Genomic DNA, 16,331 nt, shown 5'->3' on the forward strand with positions numbered 1-16,331 from the left:
TCGAAAAATGCACATTCCGTTTGTCGATCTCAAAGCACAATATGAGACGCTAAAGGACGAGGTGGCCGAAGCAATTCGGGGCGTTCTCAACTCCGCTCAGTTCGTAGGCGGCGAGGCGCTTGCCTCGTTCGAAAGAGATTTCGCCGCGTATTGCCAGGTGCGTTATGCGCGCGGTGTGGCGAACGGCACGGACGCGCTTCATTTGGCGCTGCGGGCCTTGGGTATTGGTCATGGCGACGAGGTGATTACAACCGCCCATACCTTCATCGCCACCGCGGCCGCCATCGTGGCGACGGGAGCGCGGCCTGTTTTCGTCGATATCGATCCGGACACCTACACGATCGATCCCAAGATGATCGAGCGCGCCGTAACGGATCGTACAAGAGCGATCATCGCAGTCCACCTCTTCGGACAGCCGGCTGACATGGGTCCAATCAAGGACATCGCACGGCGGCGCAGCCTCTATGTGCTAGAAGACGCGGCCCAGGCCCACGGGGCGGAATATCAGGGGGTCCGAACCGGGGCGCTCGGCGATGTCGCATGTTTCTCGTTCTATCCGACGAAGAACCTCGGGGCCTATGGCGACGGCGGAGCGGTCACCACCAACAGTGCCGCGATCGCCGAGCGGATCGAACGACTGCGTGACCACGGTCGAACCACCCACTACAGCCACGCCGAGATCGGGTTCAACAGCCGGTTAGATGCCCTCCAGGCGGCAGTCCTGCAGATCAAGCTCCGGCGTCTGGATGAATGGAACACCAATCGGCGGCGCGCTGCGGAGTGGTACGCTGCGGAGTTGACGCAGTCGGGGATCAAGACGCCGTTCGTTCGAAAGGGGTCGACGCACGTCTACCATTTGTATGTGATCACCACGAACGATCGTGACGCAATGCGGATCAAGCTCGACGAGGCCGGCGTGGCGACCGGAATCCACTATCCGTTGCCGCTCCACCTACAGCCTGCTCTCGCCCATCTCGGCTACAAGCAGGGCGACTTGCCATGCTGCGAAGCGATGGCCGCGCGATCATTGTCCCTGCCCATGTTCTCCGAGCTCACACGCGACCAGGTGCGCCGTGTCGCCGCGATTGCGCGCGCTGCTGCCGAGCGGGACGGTCACAACGCTGGAACTGCGGTCATAACGGTCGGGTGATGGAATGCTGAATTCGTCAAGGTCCGCGATCAGGATACTGCATATAACCGACACGTTGACCTCTGGAGGGAAGGAGCGGCAACTGGTTGAACTGTTGCGCGGGTTCAGCAAGTTGGACGGGTTCATCAACGAACTAGTCGTTCTTTCAGATGTCATACACTACGATGAGGTGAGATCGCTGGGAATAAAAATACACATCTTCAGAAGAAGCGGACCATGGGATTTTCGTACTCTCGAAAAGCTATATGATCTGGCGAGGCAATATCGACCGAACATAATATATACGTGGGAGTCGATGTGTTCGGTGTATGCATCGCCAATTGCGTTGATATTCAGATCGGCTTTGGTCAACGGGATGATACAAAACGCACCGCCGTTTGTGAATTTGAAGGATCGTGGGTACCGACGTTTACTTCTGACAGCTCCATTTTCAGATGTAATATTGGCAAATTCATTAGCGGGACTTAGATCTTTCCGAGTAGATGGCAAAAAAGGTCTTTGTATACATAACGGTTTTGATTTTGATCGAACAAAAAATCTTCCTGACGTCGAGGACGTCAAGCGCTCGTTGGATCTAAGAACCAAACACGTCGTCGGCATGATCGGAAGATTCTGTCGAGACAAAGACTACACTACGTTTTTCAAAGCGGCAGAATTGCTGTGCAGGGAGCGGAAGGACATTACATTCGTTGCTGTGGGCGAAGGACCGGATCTGGAAAGCTTCATGGCGCGTTTGAAGCGCGACGGTCAGTCGAATATACGCATTCTGGGGGCCAGAAAACGGGTCGAAGAAGTCATAAAAACGTTTTCCGTCGGAGTATTGGTTTCAACAAACGGCGAGGGAATCTCCAATGTAATTATGGAGTACATGGCACTGGAAAAGCCGGTCATAGCGACAGACGCGGCGGGCAATCGCGAAATTGTCAAGAACGGAGAGAATGGATATCTAGTACCACTCGGAGATGAAAATGCGCTGGCGCTGCGGATAAAGGAATTTGTCGACCGTCCTGACATTGGAAGCGCGTTCGGTCGCGCAGGACGGGCACTCGTCGAGCAGAAGTTCGGGATTGAGCAAATGGTGCAGAAGCACGTTGAGCTGTTTCGGCGATTGGCAAGCGGGAACAGTGGCGCTTTCTTTTGAAGTTTGATTGCGAGCTGGGGTTTGAGCCCTTCTCGTCTGGCCGACCTATGATCAGCGGGGCCATCCGATCCCACGCCGCGTCGCTCAATCCAATCGATCCATCAAACCCAAGACCGCCTCCAAAAAAGCAGCCTTGAATCTGATTTGATCCCAAAAGGGAATCCTTCGAGTCCACACTACCTACCTATGGCAGATCAGAAGAGTGTTTCAATTCCTCGACTGGGGGGATATGCGATACCACCTGACGGATTTCGTTTGCTTAGCCATTCTCTGCTCAATATGCTTTTAGGTATCTCATCTCCTATGGCTCGATGGGATCTAGCATGATCTGCGAAACATTTGATGGATTGAGCGACGCCTCCCACGACGTCTGTATTATTGGCGCTGGACCCGTTGGAATATGTCTTGCGGTGGAACTCGACAACCTGGGGTTCAGGGTCCTGCTTCTTGAATCGGGTCGTAGAGCGGCGGATCCTTACATCCAACAACTTTCCGACGCCGATATTGTCAGACCCGACATCCACCATGACATGCGCATTGCGATATCACGCCAACTTGGCGGAACGTCGAATTTATGGGGGGGCATCTGCGTAAGATTTGACCCGATCGATTTCGCGAAGCGACCGGGATTGGTTGGCGCGCGCTGGCCGATCACCTACGAGGAGCTGCTTCCGCACTACGGCAAGGCTTGCCGGTACACTCAATCAGGTGAGCCGATTTTTGAACTGCCAGTTCCAGGCGTTACGACCGACGACGGCACTTTCAGTTTTCATACGTTGGAGCGCGCAGTCAACCGCCAGAAGTTGCAGCAGAGTCATTGGAAAACCCTAGCAACCAGCAGCCGCATCGATGTTCGTCTCTGCGCAACGGTGGTGGGCATTGATTTCGCCCCGAACGGCCTCGTCACAGCGGTTGAGATCGTCCGTTCCGACAGTTTGTTACGGTTGCGACTACCGGTGCGTCATCTCGTGATCGCGGCCGGTGGCTTAGAGAGTACCCGGCTGCTCCTTGCCGCTAAACGCGACTCGTCCGATCGATTCGGCGGCATCAATGGTCCGCTTGGCCGCTATTACATGGGCCACGTAACTGGCCACGTCGGCGAGATCGTCTTTCGCAATTCGGCACTCGCTGGCGCGTTCGACTACTTTATCGACTCGCATGGCTCCTATGTCAGACGCCGGTTTGTTCCTAGCGAAACAACCCAGCTTCGCGAGGGAATTCTAAACAGCGCAATGTATCCGGTAGTGCCCGCTGTATCCGATCCCCGACATGGTAGCGCAATTTTGTCGTTGGTCTACTTGGCTCTGGCTTACCCTCCTGTCGGCCGTCTTATCGTCGCAGAGGTGATTAGGAAGCACCACATTCCCCCGGAGCGGGTCAACTTCCATGCCCATATCCTCAATGTCTTGAAGGGAATTCCGAGCGCGATAGCCGTTTCGACCGACTTCGTGTGGCGCCATTACATGGCGAAGTCGCGGCTGCCTGGCTTCTTTATTCGCAGCAAGGATTTCCGCTACCGTCTCGCCTATCATGCGGAACAGACCCCGCAACCGAGCAGCCGCGTGACGCTTTCAAAGGATGCCGATCGCACCGGCCTCGCAAAAATTTGCGTAGACCTTCGATTCGATGAAACCGACGCGCGCTCGATGGTGCGTACGCATGAGCTGCTTTCTGATTGGTTGAGCAGAACCGGTTTCGGTTATCTGGAATGGAATGTCCCGCCTGACCATCGCGTGGGCGCAGTTCTCAGCCAAGCGAGGCACGGCGCACATCAGATTGGCACAATTCGAATGGGGACCAACAGGAATGAGGGCGTGGTCGACAAAAATCTGCGTACATTCGATTCCGCCAATCTCTTCGTAGTCAGCACAGCAGTGTTGCCGACGTCGGGGCAAGCCAATCCCACCTTAACAGCGATTGCCCTTGCCATGCGTCTTGCAGAACGTTGGAAAGTTCACGGTTTACCGTGCGGATGAAGTCAAAGTGCGCCATCGGTAAGCAAGCAATCCGGCAGCGCAATACGGACAAATAGTGATGCAGCTCAGCGTAAAGGATACCGGTCCTAGATCCGAAATCGGCATGGGATGTGCCTCCCTCGGCTCACGCGTCAGTCGCCGGGAGGGTCTCAACGCGCTTGCTCGCGCGTGGGATGCCGGGATCACGTGGTTTGATGTGGCACCGTCATACGGCGATGCTGAAGCCGAGGCGATACTTGGGGACTTTGCGCAAGGAAGGCGGGACAAGTTAAGGATCTGCTCGAAGGTGGGGATCCGGCCGGCACGAACGCCGCTACTGCTGCGTGCAGCAAAACCGGTGGCTCGCGTTATCGTCGACGTCGTTCCAATCGTCCGAAAATACGTAACCAGCGCGCGTCCGAAAGCGAAGAGTCTACCGCTCACTGCGAAATTAATCTCGGCTAGTCTCGACGAAAGCCTGCAGCGACTGCGAACGGATCACGTCGAAGTTCTTGCCCTACACCAAGTCGACGAGAATGAGGTCGTACGCGACGATATTCTGGCGGTACTAGAACGAATCGTCAGAAGCGGCAAGGCAAAGACGATCTCCATCGCCTCCTCTTTAGAAGCTGGCTTGCTCGGTGTTGCACACTCGAGCATCTACCAGGTCATTCAGGTCGCGAACAACCCGTTCGAGCCGTCCCTGGAGGAGGCAGCCAAACGACAGCCGCCGGAACGACCCATCACATTTGTAACGCATAGCGCTTACGGCGTATTTGGGGCTCTCGATCGCTTGCGCGAACTGATCGGGTCGAACGCGATCAGACTGCAGGTGTTGCGTGAAGCTGGCTATCGTGGAAGCAGCGAGGATATTGCCGCGGCGTTCCTGGCGGATTACGCACTTGCGACCAACAGAGATGGAATCACGCTTTTTTCGATGTTCAAGAAAGAGCACCTGGAGTTCAACCTCCGTCGCCTGGAGCAGATGCCCGCAAAGGCACGGTTGCAAGAACTAGCGAAGGGGCTGTTTGCAACTTGAACCCGGGTGGGTGCAAATGCAGAGAGAGTTAGAACTTTCCGTCGGTGTAAGAACTGCGGCGATGATCCTCATTTGCTGCTGCTCGCCAACGCCGATGAGACGCCCAATAAAGTAAGGTGAATTCATAAGGCTTCTCGGCAGCGCCGCTGCTGCTACCACGACGGTCGCTCACGCCCAGCGGTCGACGACTCCAGTTATCGGCGCGCTCAGTCCGGGGGGAGAGCTTCCTCTGCGCGGTCGACTGTGAAGATCGGCGGGCAGTCAGTTGCCGGGCTCGGATATTGCGCCGGATGGCACCAAGATCATTCATGCCCACACCGCGGGCGCATACTTTTGGGATGCAACATTGACACCGCCTGGCAGCCCTTAGCAACAAAAGCAATGCCCGCCCGCTACCTCGCTCCGCCGGACAACCAGAATCCAAATCATTTGCTTGGCAGCGCTTCTTTCCAGATGTGTCAAAGCCACACTTTCCTTTGGGCTTGCGAATTGCGAAATTGACCAGCCGCCAGAGTTTCCCGCCTTTCCTCAAAGGGTCATTTTCCCGGCGCTGGCCTGGTCGCGGGGAGTACCCCGTAAGAGCGTAGATCATTGTCCACGTTCTTCAACAGCCAGCGCGCCCAGTCGGTTATCTTGAATAACCTCACGAGGGGGGCCTTCAAACAAGGAAGCCAGCATGGCGGAAAATGAGGACGCGGAAATTCAGACCGCGAAAAACGGCCCGTCGCTCGCCGTCATCGGTTGCGGCTACCGGGGTGCGAAGCACATCCGTGTCAGCTGCAATATGCGCGGCGCAAGGATGTCGATGGCCGCTGGTCTCCGCCCTGACAGATTGGAATATGTCCGTTCACCATATCCGTCTGTCGCTGTTTCGCGTGATGGCGCGGTGGTGACGAAGGACGTGCCCGACGGTGCGCTCGTGATGGGCGTCCCGGCGGGATCGGACGACGGCGCAAAGGGGTTGGCGGCGCAGGCCAGTGCCTCGATGGCAGTTCGTGCCAAGCGTTGAGGGAACACCAATCGTGAGGATACTCTGTGTCACCAACACGTATCCGAATCCGCAGCGACCGTGGGCCGGAACCTACGTGTGCCACCAGGTAGAGCAGCTGCGCCGGCTCGGCCACACGGTCGATGTCATCAATATTCTCGGATTCCAGTCCAAGGTGAACTATCTGAGGTGCACTCTTGATGTCATGCGAATGACGAGAGCGGTGGCATACGACATTGTCCATGCGCATTACGGGTATTCGGCATATCCTGCAACGTTTCGAGTGCAGGCGCCGCTCGTGATCACGCTGCACGGGAGCGACGTGCTCGGAAATATCTTTGAAAGGTTGTGCACGCGGGCTGTCTCGCATTTCGCCGATGCCGTCATCGTCGTTTCGGAGGAGATGCGAAGATGGATTCCGGGAACCGTGATTCCCTGCGGGGTCGACCTCGGTGTATTCAAGCCATACGATCGCGACGAAGCACGTGCTCGGCTGGGGTGGCCGATAGACAGGCATATCGTTCTGTTTCCATTTGATCCGGCGCGCCTTGTGAAGAGATATGATGTGGCAAGAGCGTCAGTCGAGCGACTAGTGCAGGAGGGCGTCAACGCGGAGTTGATGACGGTCTTCGATGTGGCGAACGGCGAAATGCCGTGGTGCTACAGCGCGGCCGACGCCATGCTTCTCTGCTCGGATCGAGAAGGGTCCCCGACCTCCGTCAAGGAAGCTCTCGCGTGCAATCTCCCGGTGGTGTCGACGGACGTCGGCGACGTCCGTGAGCTGTTCAGCGGCGTGGCGGGAACACGGATCTGTCCGCAAGAAGTCGGCGCAATCGCTCGCAATCTTCAAGAGGTTCTTGACGGGGCGCGCCGCGGAGCGTTCCAGGGGCGGGCTGCAATGGCAAGATACGACCAGGCGCTCACCGTCGGGAAGATCGTCGGCGTTTATACCGAAGTTCTCTCCAATTTCAGAGGGAGGGCGGTGGGCAGGCGCTTGCCGCAGATCAGATGACCCCAGTACGGCGAGATGCACTCTCCTGGAGGCCTGAGAGTACGGCGATGCGGAAACTCGCGTTTCTGGCATTGCGGTTGACGTTGCTTCCGTTGGTATTTCGAGAGGTATTCCAGCGCAACAAAGTCACGATTCTCGTCTATCACGCTCCAACGCCGCAGGCCTTCGATGCACAGATCGGCGTGCTCAGACGCCTCTACAATATTGTTCCTTTATCGGCCTATGTCGAAGCAAGGCGGACGGGTGATTTCAGCAAGCTACCGCCGAAGGCATTGGTCGTAACACTCGACGATGGACATCGCAGCAACTTCGCATTGAAAAAGGTTCTCGAGCGGCAAAACGTCCCGATCACGATCTTTCTTTGCAGCGGTCTCATCGGGACGCGTCGAAGGTTCTGGTTCTTGCATGAGATGTCACCGGCGCTCGTTCAACAGCTCAAGACCGTGCCTGACAACGAACGCCTCGCGACCCTGCGTCGGACCGGCTTCGAGGAGGCGAAAGAGTTCGACGACCGGCAGGTCCTTTCCATCGCCGAGCTCAGACAGCTGAACACCAAGGCGGACTTTCAATCGCATACCGTCTTCCACCCAGTCCTGCCACGCTGTTCAGAAGAGAAGGCGGAGGCCGAGATCGCAGGATCAAGGTCAGACCTACAGACTAAGCTCGGCCACGAGGTGTATGCGCTGGCCTATCCAAACGGCGACTATTCCGAACGCGAGCTACGTTTGGCGGAGAGGGCGGGTTACAGCTGCGCCTTGAGCACGGATCGCGGGTTCAATTCGAAAAAGACTCCGCTCTTCAGATTGCGCAGGATCTGCGTCCCGGACGATGCGGACCAGCACGAACTGCTCGTCAAGGCGAGTGGTCTGTGGGGAGAAATTAAAGCTGCCCTCGATGCATCAAGGAGAAGAGTGCATGACACCGGGGCACAACGCTGACGCGACGGTGCGCCTCCTGTCGGGCCACTATCGTTGTCCCGACGATCTGGCCGAATTCTCGATCACAGGAGATCTTCCGCAGGCACCGGGTTATTTTCAGTTCGGGTCCGGAACGGTCTGTTTCGGGCAATGCTCTTTCGGGGTTTCGTCGACTTTGCCGGCGAGAAATCTTTCCGACGCTTATGTGCATATACGCGCGCAGGCTGATACGGTTTTACTCCCTTTCGACCCGGTCCAGGTGGTGAACAACCTGCGCCTGGAGCGATATAGTGGCATACCGGCGACGCGTAACGGTCCAGCCTGGCTCACAACGTTGTACGAAACCTGTACTACTCGGCGCGCCCATTCATGTCCGTCGCGATACGGAAACACCTGCAATCCTGGTACTTGCGCGGTTGGGAAAATATTCCGTTTCCCTTCTGGCCGGTGGATCTGACGGTCGAGAACATTCTGGAGCGATTGCTGGTTCTGGCGATGAAATCCCGGGATCTCGAGCGCGTTCCGTTCATCTGGTTCTGGCCGGATGGCCACGAGAGTTGTGCGATGGTAACGCATGACGTCGAAACGCGCGCTGGCCTGAATTTCTGCCCGCAACTCATGGATCTGAACGATTCATTCGCCATCAAATCCTCTTTCCAGCTTGTGCCGGAAGGGCGATACGCGCTGCCGCCCAGGGTTCTGGATGACATCCGGCAGCGAGGGTTCGAAGTGAACGTCCACGACCTGAACCACGACGGTCATCTTTTTGCCGACCACAAAGAGTTTCTGCGCCGGGCCGAACGGATCAAACATTACGCGCGGGAATTCAAGGCTTCGGGCTTCCGCTCGGCGGTGCTCTACCGGAACGCGGACTGGTGTGATTCACTCGGTTTCGCCTATGACATGTCAATTCCGAATGTGGCGCACCTTGACCCGCAGCGTGGCGGGTGCTGCACCGTTTTTCCCTTTTTCGTCGGTACAACCGTCGAACTGCCGGTGACCACGACGCAGGACTACTCTTTGTTTCACATCCTCAAGGATTATTCGACCCGGCTCTGGCAGGAGCAAATCGGCCGGATCAGTGCCAAGCACGGCCTGATCAGCTTCATCGTTCACCCGGATTACGTGATCGATCAGGCCCCCCGAAAGGTCTACGTCGAGCTGCTCGCACACCTTTCTAAGTTGCGCGCCCTGGGCAAGCTCTGCGTCGCCTTGCCCGGCCAAATCGCGGAATGGTGGAAGGTCCGGAGCGAGATGGCGCTCGTTAACTTAGACGGCTCCTGGAGGATTGTCGGTAAGGGGAGCGAGCGAGCCAGGGTTGCGTATGCGGTCCGGGTGAATGATCAACTTGTTTATGAGATGGACACCGCTTCTGCCGCTGCGCCCGTGCAGAATTCTGAGGGTGACGGCAAGCCTTTAATCCAGCCGAGGAGAGCTAGGCGCGAAGATCAAAGCGTCCGCGCCGAGACGATCGCCGAAATCGGATGTGGTGGCTTGGAAGTGCTGAAGATTACAAGGGAAGATGAACAGCGATTGCCGGTTCTGGGGTTATGAAATCGTTCCGCAGGCCCTGCGATTGCGCGATCGTATTGCGTCTATGTTCCCGGGTTAGCGCAGTTCTGACTTCTCCGAAATTGATGAGAAGCTGAACCACGCGCGTCGATCCATCATGTCAGCACCATTACTCAGATTGCGAAGGACCTCGACGAAGACGGCGACTGGCCGCGCGACATCTCGTTTGAAAACGGAGATCGAGGACGGGGTCATCAGAGGTGGTCACGGCTTTTACCGACTTCGGAATCGAAAACCGGATTGAAGGTATCAAGTTCTATAAAGAGAATCCTGAATCCCTCAAGCAGCGATCCTATGACCTACGCCGAATGGGATACCTCGAAAGCCGGTTTCCTCGGTTAGGTCTGCGGTGGTAAAGACCAGATCGTGCAACACGGAGATCAACTGCCGATTCCTATTGAACTGATGCCGCAAGACTCAGAAAGAATGAGGGTCCGATGGTCTTGCGGGCTTCAGATCGGCGGCAAGGCGTAAACTATCGCGTAAACGTTGTTTGAAGTACCCATAAAATGACGATCTTTGATGTAGTGATCATCGGCGCGGGCCCTAACGGACTGGCTGCGGCGGCGCACCTTCGCACCGTCAAGGGCTTGGAGTTTCGCATATTTGGTGAACCCATGTCGTTCTGGGATCAGAACATGCCCGTCGGCATGTTTCTCCGCTCGAATTGGTCGGCGACGCAGATAGCGGATCCGGACGATCAGCTGACCTTGGCAGCATACCAAGCGGCGCATGGCCTCAAGTTCGCGTCACCAGTGCCGATCGAGCACTTCGTCCGTTATGGCCTTTGGTACCAACGCCAGGCGGTGCCTGACCTTGATCGCCGGAAAGTCACCCATCTCGAATCGCATCCGAAAGGGTTCTGGCTCTTACTGGCCGACGGTGATGCACTTCTTGCCCGGCGGGTAGTGATTGCGGCCGGCATCGGTTCGTTCGCCTGGCGGCCGCCGGAGTTTCAGAGCTTGCCCACCGACCTGGCTTCCCACTCTTCAGAGCACCGCGACTTCCAGAAGTTCGCAGGAAAACGGGTGATTCCCCTATTTGGCCATCAAACGGGGTTTTTGAGGTGCATCGGGTCGCGAAAGCCCGCGACCGCGTGCATTGCCGGCGCGTCAGGCGAGCGTTGAAACTCGATGAACGCGTTCTGGGGCAGCTTGCCGGGCGCGATGTAGCGCCACTCGATCTGCCTCTCCTGGCTGAAGCGCAGCACGGTCATTCCGGTCAGCTCGGGTCCGTTGTCACGCACATCGCCGATCAACCGCGCCAGGCAGAGCTCACGTACGACCCGCAGGCCCGGCAGCGCGTTACCGGCGACGAGCGCCATTTCACGGGGTGAAGTCGTCGACGACGGCCAGAATCCGGAAACTTGGCGTCGGCGAACGCATCCGACAGGAAGTTGAGGCTCCAGCGCTGGTTGGCTCCTTGCGGGATCGCCTGTGGCGCGCTGGTGCCGAGTGCCCGTCCGTTCTCGTCCTCAAGCGCCTTCAGCCGCTTAGCGTCGGAAACCTCTAAGGCTTGATCGGCCCGTTCAATATTGAAGACCTTAACGGGTATCTCCGGGGGAGGGCACTCATTTTGCAATAGTACGTGGAGAGATGCCGAGTACTTATTGCGTCTCCAACCTCCTCCTCACGCAAAAGGCGATGGCGGCTGCGATGATTGATCCCGACCACAACTGCGCGGCGCCGCTCATCTGAGCCGACGTACAGTGGTCCTGCGCAGCGCATGCTCTCATCGAACGATTAACTCTAACGTTCATAGCCTTAAGACCTCTGGATTCTCTCAGGGGTCGTTGGGCCTACCGCAACATAAACTGGAATTTTGTTGCGGGACCGCGCGGCGCTTGGGGCGTTGAGCGCGATCGAATGTTGAATGGTAGTCGGGGCAATAGATCAGGCTGCCTCGGACGCCCGGGTCGCGCATCTGGGCGAAGGTGATTTTGCTCGGCGATCGGGCGTGCCCCAATAATGCCGCTCATTACTGTTGAATGAAAGCGACTAGGAGTGGCTCGTGCTGACCCAGCACCTTGCCGGTCTTGCGGCTCGCGGGCTTGCCTTACAAGTACGGCTTTTTAATATACGACGAACAAAGGAGCAGCGCTCCGCCTGAACGAATGCTAAACAGAAGGTCCTTTGTATGATCAAATCATCCTTCTTCAGCGCGAGGCTGTGCCGGCTGGGTGTGGTGTCGTGAGCAGAGTCGAGCTGCAGAAGGCCGGCATTCGCAATGTCGCCTTCGGCGCGCGTGTCAGGGTGGTCGAGCCCAGCAACCTGTATGGCTGCACTATCGGGGACGACTGCTTTATCGGACCTTTCACCGAAATCCAGCAGGGCGCGGCGATCGGCGCGCGCAGCCGCGTCCAATCGCATGCCTTTATCTGCGAGCTGGTGACGATCGGAGAGGATTGCTTCGTTGGTCACGGCGTGATGTTTATCAACGACACCTTTGCGAGCGGTGGACCTGCGCGCGGCAAGAAGGAGCTGTGGCGCGAGACGGTGCTAGGAAACCGGGTTTCGATCGGCTCCAATGCCACGATCATGCCGGTGCGCATCGTCGATGACGTGGTTATTGGCGCGGGCTCGGTTGTCACTCGCGATATCATGGCAGTCGGGACCTATGCGGGCAACCCGGCTCGCTTGCTGAAGCTGCGGAAATAGAGCGCGGGTTATGGCAGCACCTTTCGCAGATTGCAGCTACGGTATCGGTCCATCAAGTCGGAGGTCGACAGCGCGATCACAGTTGTCGTCTGCGATAACGCCTTCATCCGCGGACCCTATTGCGAGCGAAGCGAAGCAATCCCGGGTCGCGCGCGGGGCACTGGATTGCTTCGTCGCTCCGCTCCTCGCAATGACGGAGTGATCGGAGATCACGGCCCGTAAATCGCGAGCTCGGTATCCGACAAATCCCCAAGCCGTGGGCATTGCGGGCCTTTGAAATATTTGCGGCCGCGCACCTCGGTGTAGAAGCCAGTCAGCTCGTCCATGCGCTGGTTCGCGTCGAGCACGACCGCGATCTTGCCGCGGGTAAGCAGATAGCGGCCAATGGTGCTGGCGCAGGCGACATAGTCGGCGATGTCATGGCAATGGATCAGCTGCATCGCTGGTGGCGCGAATTGGCCGCTGCGAATGCGCATCTGTCGCAAGATGAATGGAAAGCTGCGGCCGTCGGCCGCGCGGCACACTAGGCTGAGGCAGCCGTAGGCCGCATGGCGCGTAAGCAGCGCGACGTCGGCTTCGGACAGGCCGTCGATCGCGCGCGCGTCCTGCGGGACGACTTCGACGTGCATGCCTTTCGCAGGCCGCGAGAGTGCCGGAAAGGAGAAGAACAAGCCGCCGCAATAGGCACGGAATCCCTGGGCTTCGATGGTCCGCCAGGTCCAGCGCTTCGGGCTAATGTTGGCGTAGGTGACGTGTTTCTGGCGCTGCGCGATCGCGCTCAGTATCGGCGCGTAGTGGCGGAAGTCAGGCTCGACATACCAGCTGGAGACATTACAGCGGATGGAGGTCCCGCCACCATCGTCCCGTGCGGTATAGATCAACAGCAGAACGCCGACAGGCGCGCCCCCATGATCCAGCATATAGCCGAACCGCGGCAAACCTCCGGGGACATCGCGCACGGCCTGGCGCCGGAGCCCGGCTATCCAGTAGTCGCGCGAGCGGGGCGCAAAGCCGCGCGCCAGAAGATCAGCGATTGCGTCAAGATCGACCTCTCTTATCTCACGGCATCGGATCATGATCCGAACCCCTTCGTGGGATGCGATCCCGCTTGTTCGTCGGCAGGTCGGCGAGCCCAACGTGCAGCAGAAAACCAGGACAACTGCTGTGGCGACTGGAAAATGACGAAATCAGCTGAGCGAAGACCTTCGTTTCGCGCGGTTGCTGCATCCCTATGATCGACTTGTCGCCAGCCAGAACATCGAACAACTGCGGAAGCTCATCGATATTGGTGCGGCGCAAGAAGCGTCCCGAACGGGTCGTGGGTCGTATCTGACGACCGGGGTGAAATTGTCGCCGTCCATCACGGTCATCGAACGGAACTTCAGCGCGCGACTGGGCTCATTGTTGTGGCCATGACGCATCTGGCTCATATCACTCTACCACTAGCACTCCGTCCGCCCGAGTTAATGGAGCAGGATTGTCCGTACCATTCGGGTCACGGAGGGGGAACTGCTATAAATGGGTAGGGTACGGCCTTCAGTTGTGTACTCGCCGGTATGAATACCGCCGCCGATTGCCGGTCCCAATGCGCTAACTACGGCCCTGACCGCGTGGGCACACTTGCTGCGCACGCGCTTGGCCGTCAAAGGTTGCAAAGACACCATCGCCCGCGGTATTCACTACCCGGCCGCCGCGGCGGGCGACTTCCTTGCCAACTTGATGCTGATAATTGTCGACAAGGTCCGGCCAGCGCGCGTCCCCGAACGCTTGCGCGCTCGGTCGACTGTACAATGTCGATGAAGGGGACGGTTGCAAGAACACGGTTTGCGTCCGCGCCATCGGCTCCAAACTGGTCAAGGGCATATCGGCGCCCGTCGCGATCTGCGAATATGCACCGATCCGAACGTTGAGCTCTTCGGCGTTGTGGCCCGCAACCGGCCCACCGCCTTTCCCAAAGAATTAGCCGAGGGCAGAGGTGGTCGTTGCGAGGATTAGACTCGCAAGTCGGCGAAGTGTTGCGACTTATCAAGATTGGCCGTATCGCCATGCGGCGCTACACGCTCAGCAGAACGTGGCATACAAGTCGGCTCCCGCAGCCTGAGTGATCGGATCTGGCACGCTGGGATCGGTGAGCCAATGTGTAAGGGAACTCAGAGCCTTGTTGATCGCCGGGGCTCGTCGATCGAGATAGCCCTCCGGCTCAAACTGCAGCCGGAAAATTCTCTGCTCCACAGTAGCGAATTTGCGCTTGAATCGAAGCAATCCGGGTTGATCGAGGTCAGATGCGCCAAAGTCGAGCAGCTTAAGGCCACGGCGCCGTCCAATTTTGATGCCTTCCCAGACAAGAAGGTCATTCGGACACAAGCCGCGGTCCAGGGAGGCGTTAAACTTATAATACAGCGTGCCCCCGCATTCGATGAATACAGTGCCGGCGACCGGGGATCCGTCAACCTCGGCGAGAAGAACCGTCAACTGATCACTTTTTGCAAACGAAGCATGCAGGTTCTCAAAAAAAGCGAAGGGTTGCGGCAGGAGACGATATTTGGATTTTCGAACATGACAATGCATCTCATAGAAGACATGAAGATCATGGAGCTCTTGGCTCGCACGGACCTTGACACCGCTCCGCTCAGCCTTCCTGACATTCTGACGAGCTGCCCCCAAGAAGCCGTCCCATATTTCAAGCTCCGGCCGAGCGAGGTCGACGCCGTGCCAACCCGCTTCGCTGACCTTCGCAAAGCGCTCATCTTTTGCGGGCAATTGATTACCAAGACAGCGAAGCGTGATCGGAAGACCCAAAGAAATCAGCGGGGCAACAAGTTCGCGCCACGTGTCGACATCACTAGTTAGTGGATCACAGTAATCTGAAAATGGTCCGCAAACAATCCGGTCGCCCTTCAGATCGGAGAGGTGACAATAGAGAATGGCCCCGTCTGCTTTGCCGTCATTTTGAATGCCTTTCATAGATACGGAGACCTTGAATCCGTACGTCCGGGCTACCGTCTCCGTCCAACCCTGCGAGGAGAACAAACTGTTTAACGGGTGATGCGCAATCGCGCGCCACATTTCGGGCTGTCCATCGATATGCTCGAGCATGCGTATCTTTCCCATCCCCGTTAATTCCCGGCTCCTGCCGTTCTTCGGTTTACCTAACGGTTCTATCGAATAGAACCGCTCCAGGAGTGCGGCAAAGGATCCAGAGATCAAGCCATAGCGATCGTGATCGAGCATAGGCCAGGTCCAGTGCCAGCATTTCCGGCATCGATAGCCGGTTGCGGCCATTAACTTGCCACAACCCTGTAATGCCGGGGAGACAGTCGTGCCTCCTGCGTTGCTCGGCTGTGAACAGCTCGACTTCCCACGGCAATGATGGCCGAGGCCCGACCACTGACATGTCGCCGCGAAGCACATTGAACAATTGTGGGAGCTCGTCCAAGCTGAACCGCCGAAGAAGGCGACCCACGTTCGTAATCCGCCGGTCTGCCTCCAATTTGAAGACGCCATCGCTGGTTCCTGGCTTGCCCCCCAATAGCTCTCGGATGTTCATTTGCCTCAGAGGCGTGTCGTCAGCGTCGAGATACATGGTTCGGAACTTGAACATTGTGAAGGGTCGCTCGTTCTGGCCTATGCGGATTTGCCGAATGATGGCCGGTCCGCGACTGCTAAGCCGGATCAGGATGGTCAATCCCACCATAGGTAGTGCACATAGCAATAGCAGCGGACAGGCGACCATGAGGTCAAGAACGCGCTTTCCGCGTTGCTGGTTGGTCCTTGGATCTTCCAGAACCGGTGCGTTTTGCTGCTCTTCCTGGAACACCCCGACCCAGGACTGCGCTTTCTGATCGCTTCTGTCGAAGCCGCCCATCAGCTACACCGATCCGTCTCATCTGGCGGAGCTGC

14 protein-coding genes and 2 pseudogenes are annotated in these 16,331 nt (G+C 57.5%); 10 read left to right on the forward strand and 6 right to left on the reverse strand.

Annotated features, from left to right (window positions below):
- The first annotated feature begins 7 nt into the window (after nucleotides 1-7).
- Nucleotides 8-1,150: a DegT/DnrJ/EryC1/StrS family aminotransferase gene (locus tag ACP2YP_RS11530; RefSeq protein WP_426424238.1), complete on the forward strand. Its 1,143-nt coding sequence runs from the start codon at nucleotides 8-10 to the stop codon at nucleotides 1,148-1,150.
- 304 nt (nucleotides 1,151-1,454) lie between these two features.
- On the forward strand, nucleotides 1,455-2,291 hold the full coding sequence (locus ACP2YP_RS11535; RefSeq protein WP_426424239.1) for a glycosyltransferase: 837 nt from the start codon (nucleotides 1,455-1,457) through the stop codon (nucleotides 2,289-2,291).
- A 22-nt stretch (nucleotides 2,292-2,313) separates the two neighbouring features.
- Here ACP2YP_RS11535 and ACP2YP_RS11540 read toward each other — a convergent pair.
- Nucleotides 2,314-2,393: pseudogene (locus tag ACP2YP_RS11540) on the reverse strand (IS5/IS1182 family transposase); the annotation flags it as partial.
- A gap of 221 nt (nucleotides 2,394-2,614) precedes the next feature.
- On the opposite strand from ACP2YP_RS11540, the gene ACP2YP_RS11545 reads away from it, so the two are divergent.
- The 7 genes from ACP2YP_RS11545 (at nucleotide 2,615) to ACP2YP_RS11575 (ending at nucleotide 10,901) form a co-directional block, all read left to right on the forward strand.
- Nucleotides 2,615-4,267, forward strand: coding sequence for an FAD-dependent oxidoreductase (locus tag ACP2YP_RS11545; protein WP_426424240.1), 1,653 nt, complete (start codon nucleotides 2,615-2,617; stop codon nucleotides 4,265-4,267).
- Nucleotides 4,268-4,325: 58 nt separating this feature from the next.
- Nucleotides 4,326-5,285 (forward strand): aldo/keto reductase, encoded by a 960-nt coding sequence (locus tag ACP2YP_RS11550; RefSeq protein WP_426424241.1) that lies wholly within the window; start codon nucleotides 4,326-4,328, stop codon nucleotides 5,283-5,285.
- A gap of 676 nt (nucleotides 5,286-5,961) precedes the next feature.
- The gene (locus ACP2YP_RS11555) at nucleotides 5,962-6,294 is read left to right on the forward strand and encodes a hypothetical protein (RefSeq protein ID WP_426424242.1); all 333 of its coding nucleotides are present in this window, start codon (nucleotides 5,962-5,964) and stop codon (nucleotides 6,292-6,294) included.
- Nucleotides 6,281-7,285: a glycosyltransferase gene (locus ACP2YP_RS11560; RefSeq protein WP_426424243.1), complete on the forward strand. Its 1,005-nt coding sequence runs from the start codon at nucleotides 6,281-6,283 to the stop codon at nucleotides 7,283-7,285. Before ACP2YP_RS11555 ends, ACP2YP_RS11560 begins: the two co-directional genes overlap by 14 nt.
- Nucleotides 7,286-7,332: 47 nt before the next feature.
- A complete protein-coding gene (locus ACP2YP_RS11565; RefSeq protein ID WP_426424244.1) occupies nucleotides 7,333-8,223 on the forward strand; it encodes a polysaccharide deacetylase family protein in 891 nt (296 codons plus the stop codon).
- Nucleotides 8,224-8,571: 348 nt separating this feature from the next.
- On the forward strand, nucleotides 8,572-9,756 hold the full coding sequence (locus ACP2YP_RS11570; RefSeq protein WP_426424245.1) for a hypothetical protein: 1,185 nt from the start codon (nucleotides 8,572-8,574) through the stop codon (nucleotides 9,754-9,756).
- A 527-nt stretch (nucleotides 9,757-10,283) separates the two neighbouring features.
- Nucleotides 10,284-10,901 (forward strand): FAD/NAD(P)-binding protein, encoded by a 618-nt coding sequence (locus ACP2YP_RS11575; protein ID WP_426424246.1) that lies wholly within the window; start codon nucleotides 10,284-10,286, stop codon nucleotides 10,899-10,901.
- A gap of 2 nt (nucleotides 10,902-10,903) precedes the next feature.
- Here ACP2YP_RS11575 and ACP2YP_RS11580 read toward each other — a convergent pair.
- Nucleotides 10,904-11,235, reverse strand: a pseudogene (locus ACP2YP_RS11580) (IS3-like element ISMamg1 family transposase); the annotation flags it as partial.
- Nucleotides 11,236-11,963: 728 nt separating this feature from the next.
- On the opposite strand from ACP2YP_RS11580, the gene ACP2YP_RS11585 reads away from it, so the two are divergent.
- The gene (locus ACP2YP_RS11585; protein ID WP_426424247.1) at nucleotides 11,964-12,431 is read left to right on the forward strand and encodes an acyltransferase; all 468 of its coding nucleotides are present in this window, start codon (nucleotides 11,964-11,966) and stop codon (nucleotides 12,429-12,431) included.
- 209 nt (nucleotides 12,432-12,640) lie between these two features.
- Here the strand turns inward: ACP2YP_RS11585 and ACP2YP_RS11590 are convergent, their stop codons facing one another.
- The 4 genes from ACP2YP_RS11590 to ACP2YP_RS11605 form a co-directional block, all read right to left on the reverse strand.
- The gene (locus tag ACP2YP_RS11590; RefSeq protein WP_426424248.1) at nucleotides 12,641-13,507 is read right to left on the reverse strand and encodes an acyl-CoA acyltransferase; all 867 of its coding nucleotides are present in this window, start codon (nucleotides 13,505-13,507) and stop codon (nucleotides 12,641-12,643) included.
- Nucleotides 13,491-13,730, reverse strand: a complete 240-nt coding sequence (locus ACP2YP_RS11595) for a sugar transferase (protein WP_426424249.1) — start codon at nucleotides 13,728-13,730, stop codon at nucleotides 13,491-13,493. The genes ACP2YP_RS11590 and ACP2YP_RS11595 overlap by 17 nt, the downstream gene beginning before the upstream one ends.
- 762 nt (nucleotides 13,731-14,492) lie before the next feature.
- Nucleotides 14,493-15,662 (reverse strand): lipid II:glycine glycyltransferase FemX, encoded by a 1,170-nt coding sequence (locus ACP2YP_RS11600; protein ID WP_426424250.1) that lies wholly within the window; start codon nucleotides 15,660-15,662, stop codon nucleotides 14,493-14,495.
- Entirely contained in the window at nucleotides 15,577-16,296 is a 720-nt protein-coding gene (locus ACP2YP_RS11605; RefSeq protein WP_426424251.1) for a sugar transferase, read from the reverse strand. Before ACP2YP_RS11605 ends, ACP2YP_RS11600 begins: the two co-directional genes overlap by 86 nt.
- Nucleotides 16,297-16,331 lie beyond the last annotated feature (35 nt).

Origin of the sequence: Bradyrhizobium genosp. A (assembly GCF_049949275.1) — a bacterium.
In the GTDB taxonomy this organism is placed as follows: Bacteria; Pseudomonadota; Alphaproteobacteria; order Rhizobiales; family Xanthobacteraceae; genus Bradyrhizobium.

Excerpts from the sequence above, each read along its gene's own strand:
- ACP2YP_RS11530 (WP_426424238.1), top strand. The coding sequence starts at position 8 with ATGCACATTCCGTTTGTCGATCTCAAAGCACAATATGAGACGCTAAAG.
- ACP2YP_RS11545 (WP_426424240.1), top strand. The coding sequence starts at position 2,615 with ATGATCTGCGAAACATTTGATGGATTGAGCGACGCCTCCCACGACGTC.
- ACP2YP_RS11550 (WP_426424241.1), top strand. The coding sequence starts at position 4,326 with ATGCAGCTCAGCGTAAAGGATACCGGTCCTAGATCCGAAATCGGCATG.
- ACP2YP_RS11555 (WP_426424242.1), top strand. The coding sequence starts at position 5,962 with ATGGCGGAAAATGAGGACGCGGAAATTCAGACCGCGAAAAACGGCCCG.
- ACP2YP_RS11565 (WP_426424244.1), top strand. The coding sequence starts at position 7,333 with ATGCGGAAACTCGCGTTTCTGGCATTGCGGTTGACGTTGCTTCCGTTG.
- ACP2YP_RS11570 (WP_426424245.1), top strand. The coding sequence starts at position 8,572 with ATGTCCGTCGCGATACGGAAACACCTGCAATCCTGGTACTTGCGCGGT.
- ACP2YP_RS11575 (WP_426424246.1), top strand. The coding sequence starts at position 10,284 with ATGACGATCTTTGATGTAGTGATCATCGGCGCGGGCCCTAACGGACTG.
- ACP2YP_RS11590 (WP_426424248.1), bottom strand. The coding sequence starts at position 13,507 with ATGATCCGATGCCGTGAGATAAGAGAGGTCGATCTTGACGCAATCGCT.
- ACP2YP_RS11600 (WP_426424250.1), bottom strand. The coding sequence starts at position 15,662 with ATGCTCGATCACGATCGCTATGGCTTGATCTCTGGATCCTTTGCCGCA.
- ACP2YP_RS11605 (WP_426424251.1), bottom strand. The coding sequence starts at position 16,296 with ATGGGCGGCTTCGACAGAAGCGATCAGAAAGCGCAGTCCTGGGTCGGG.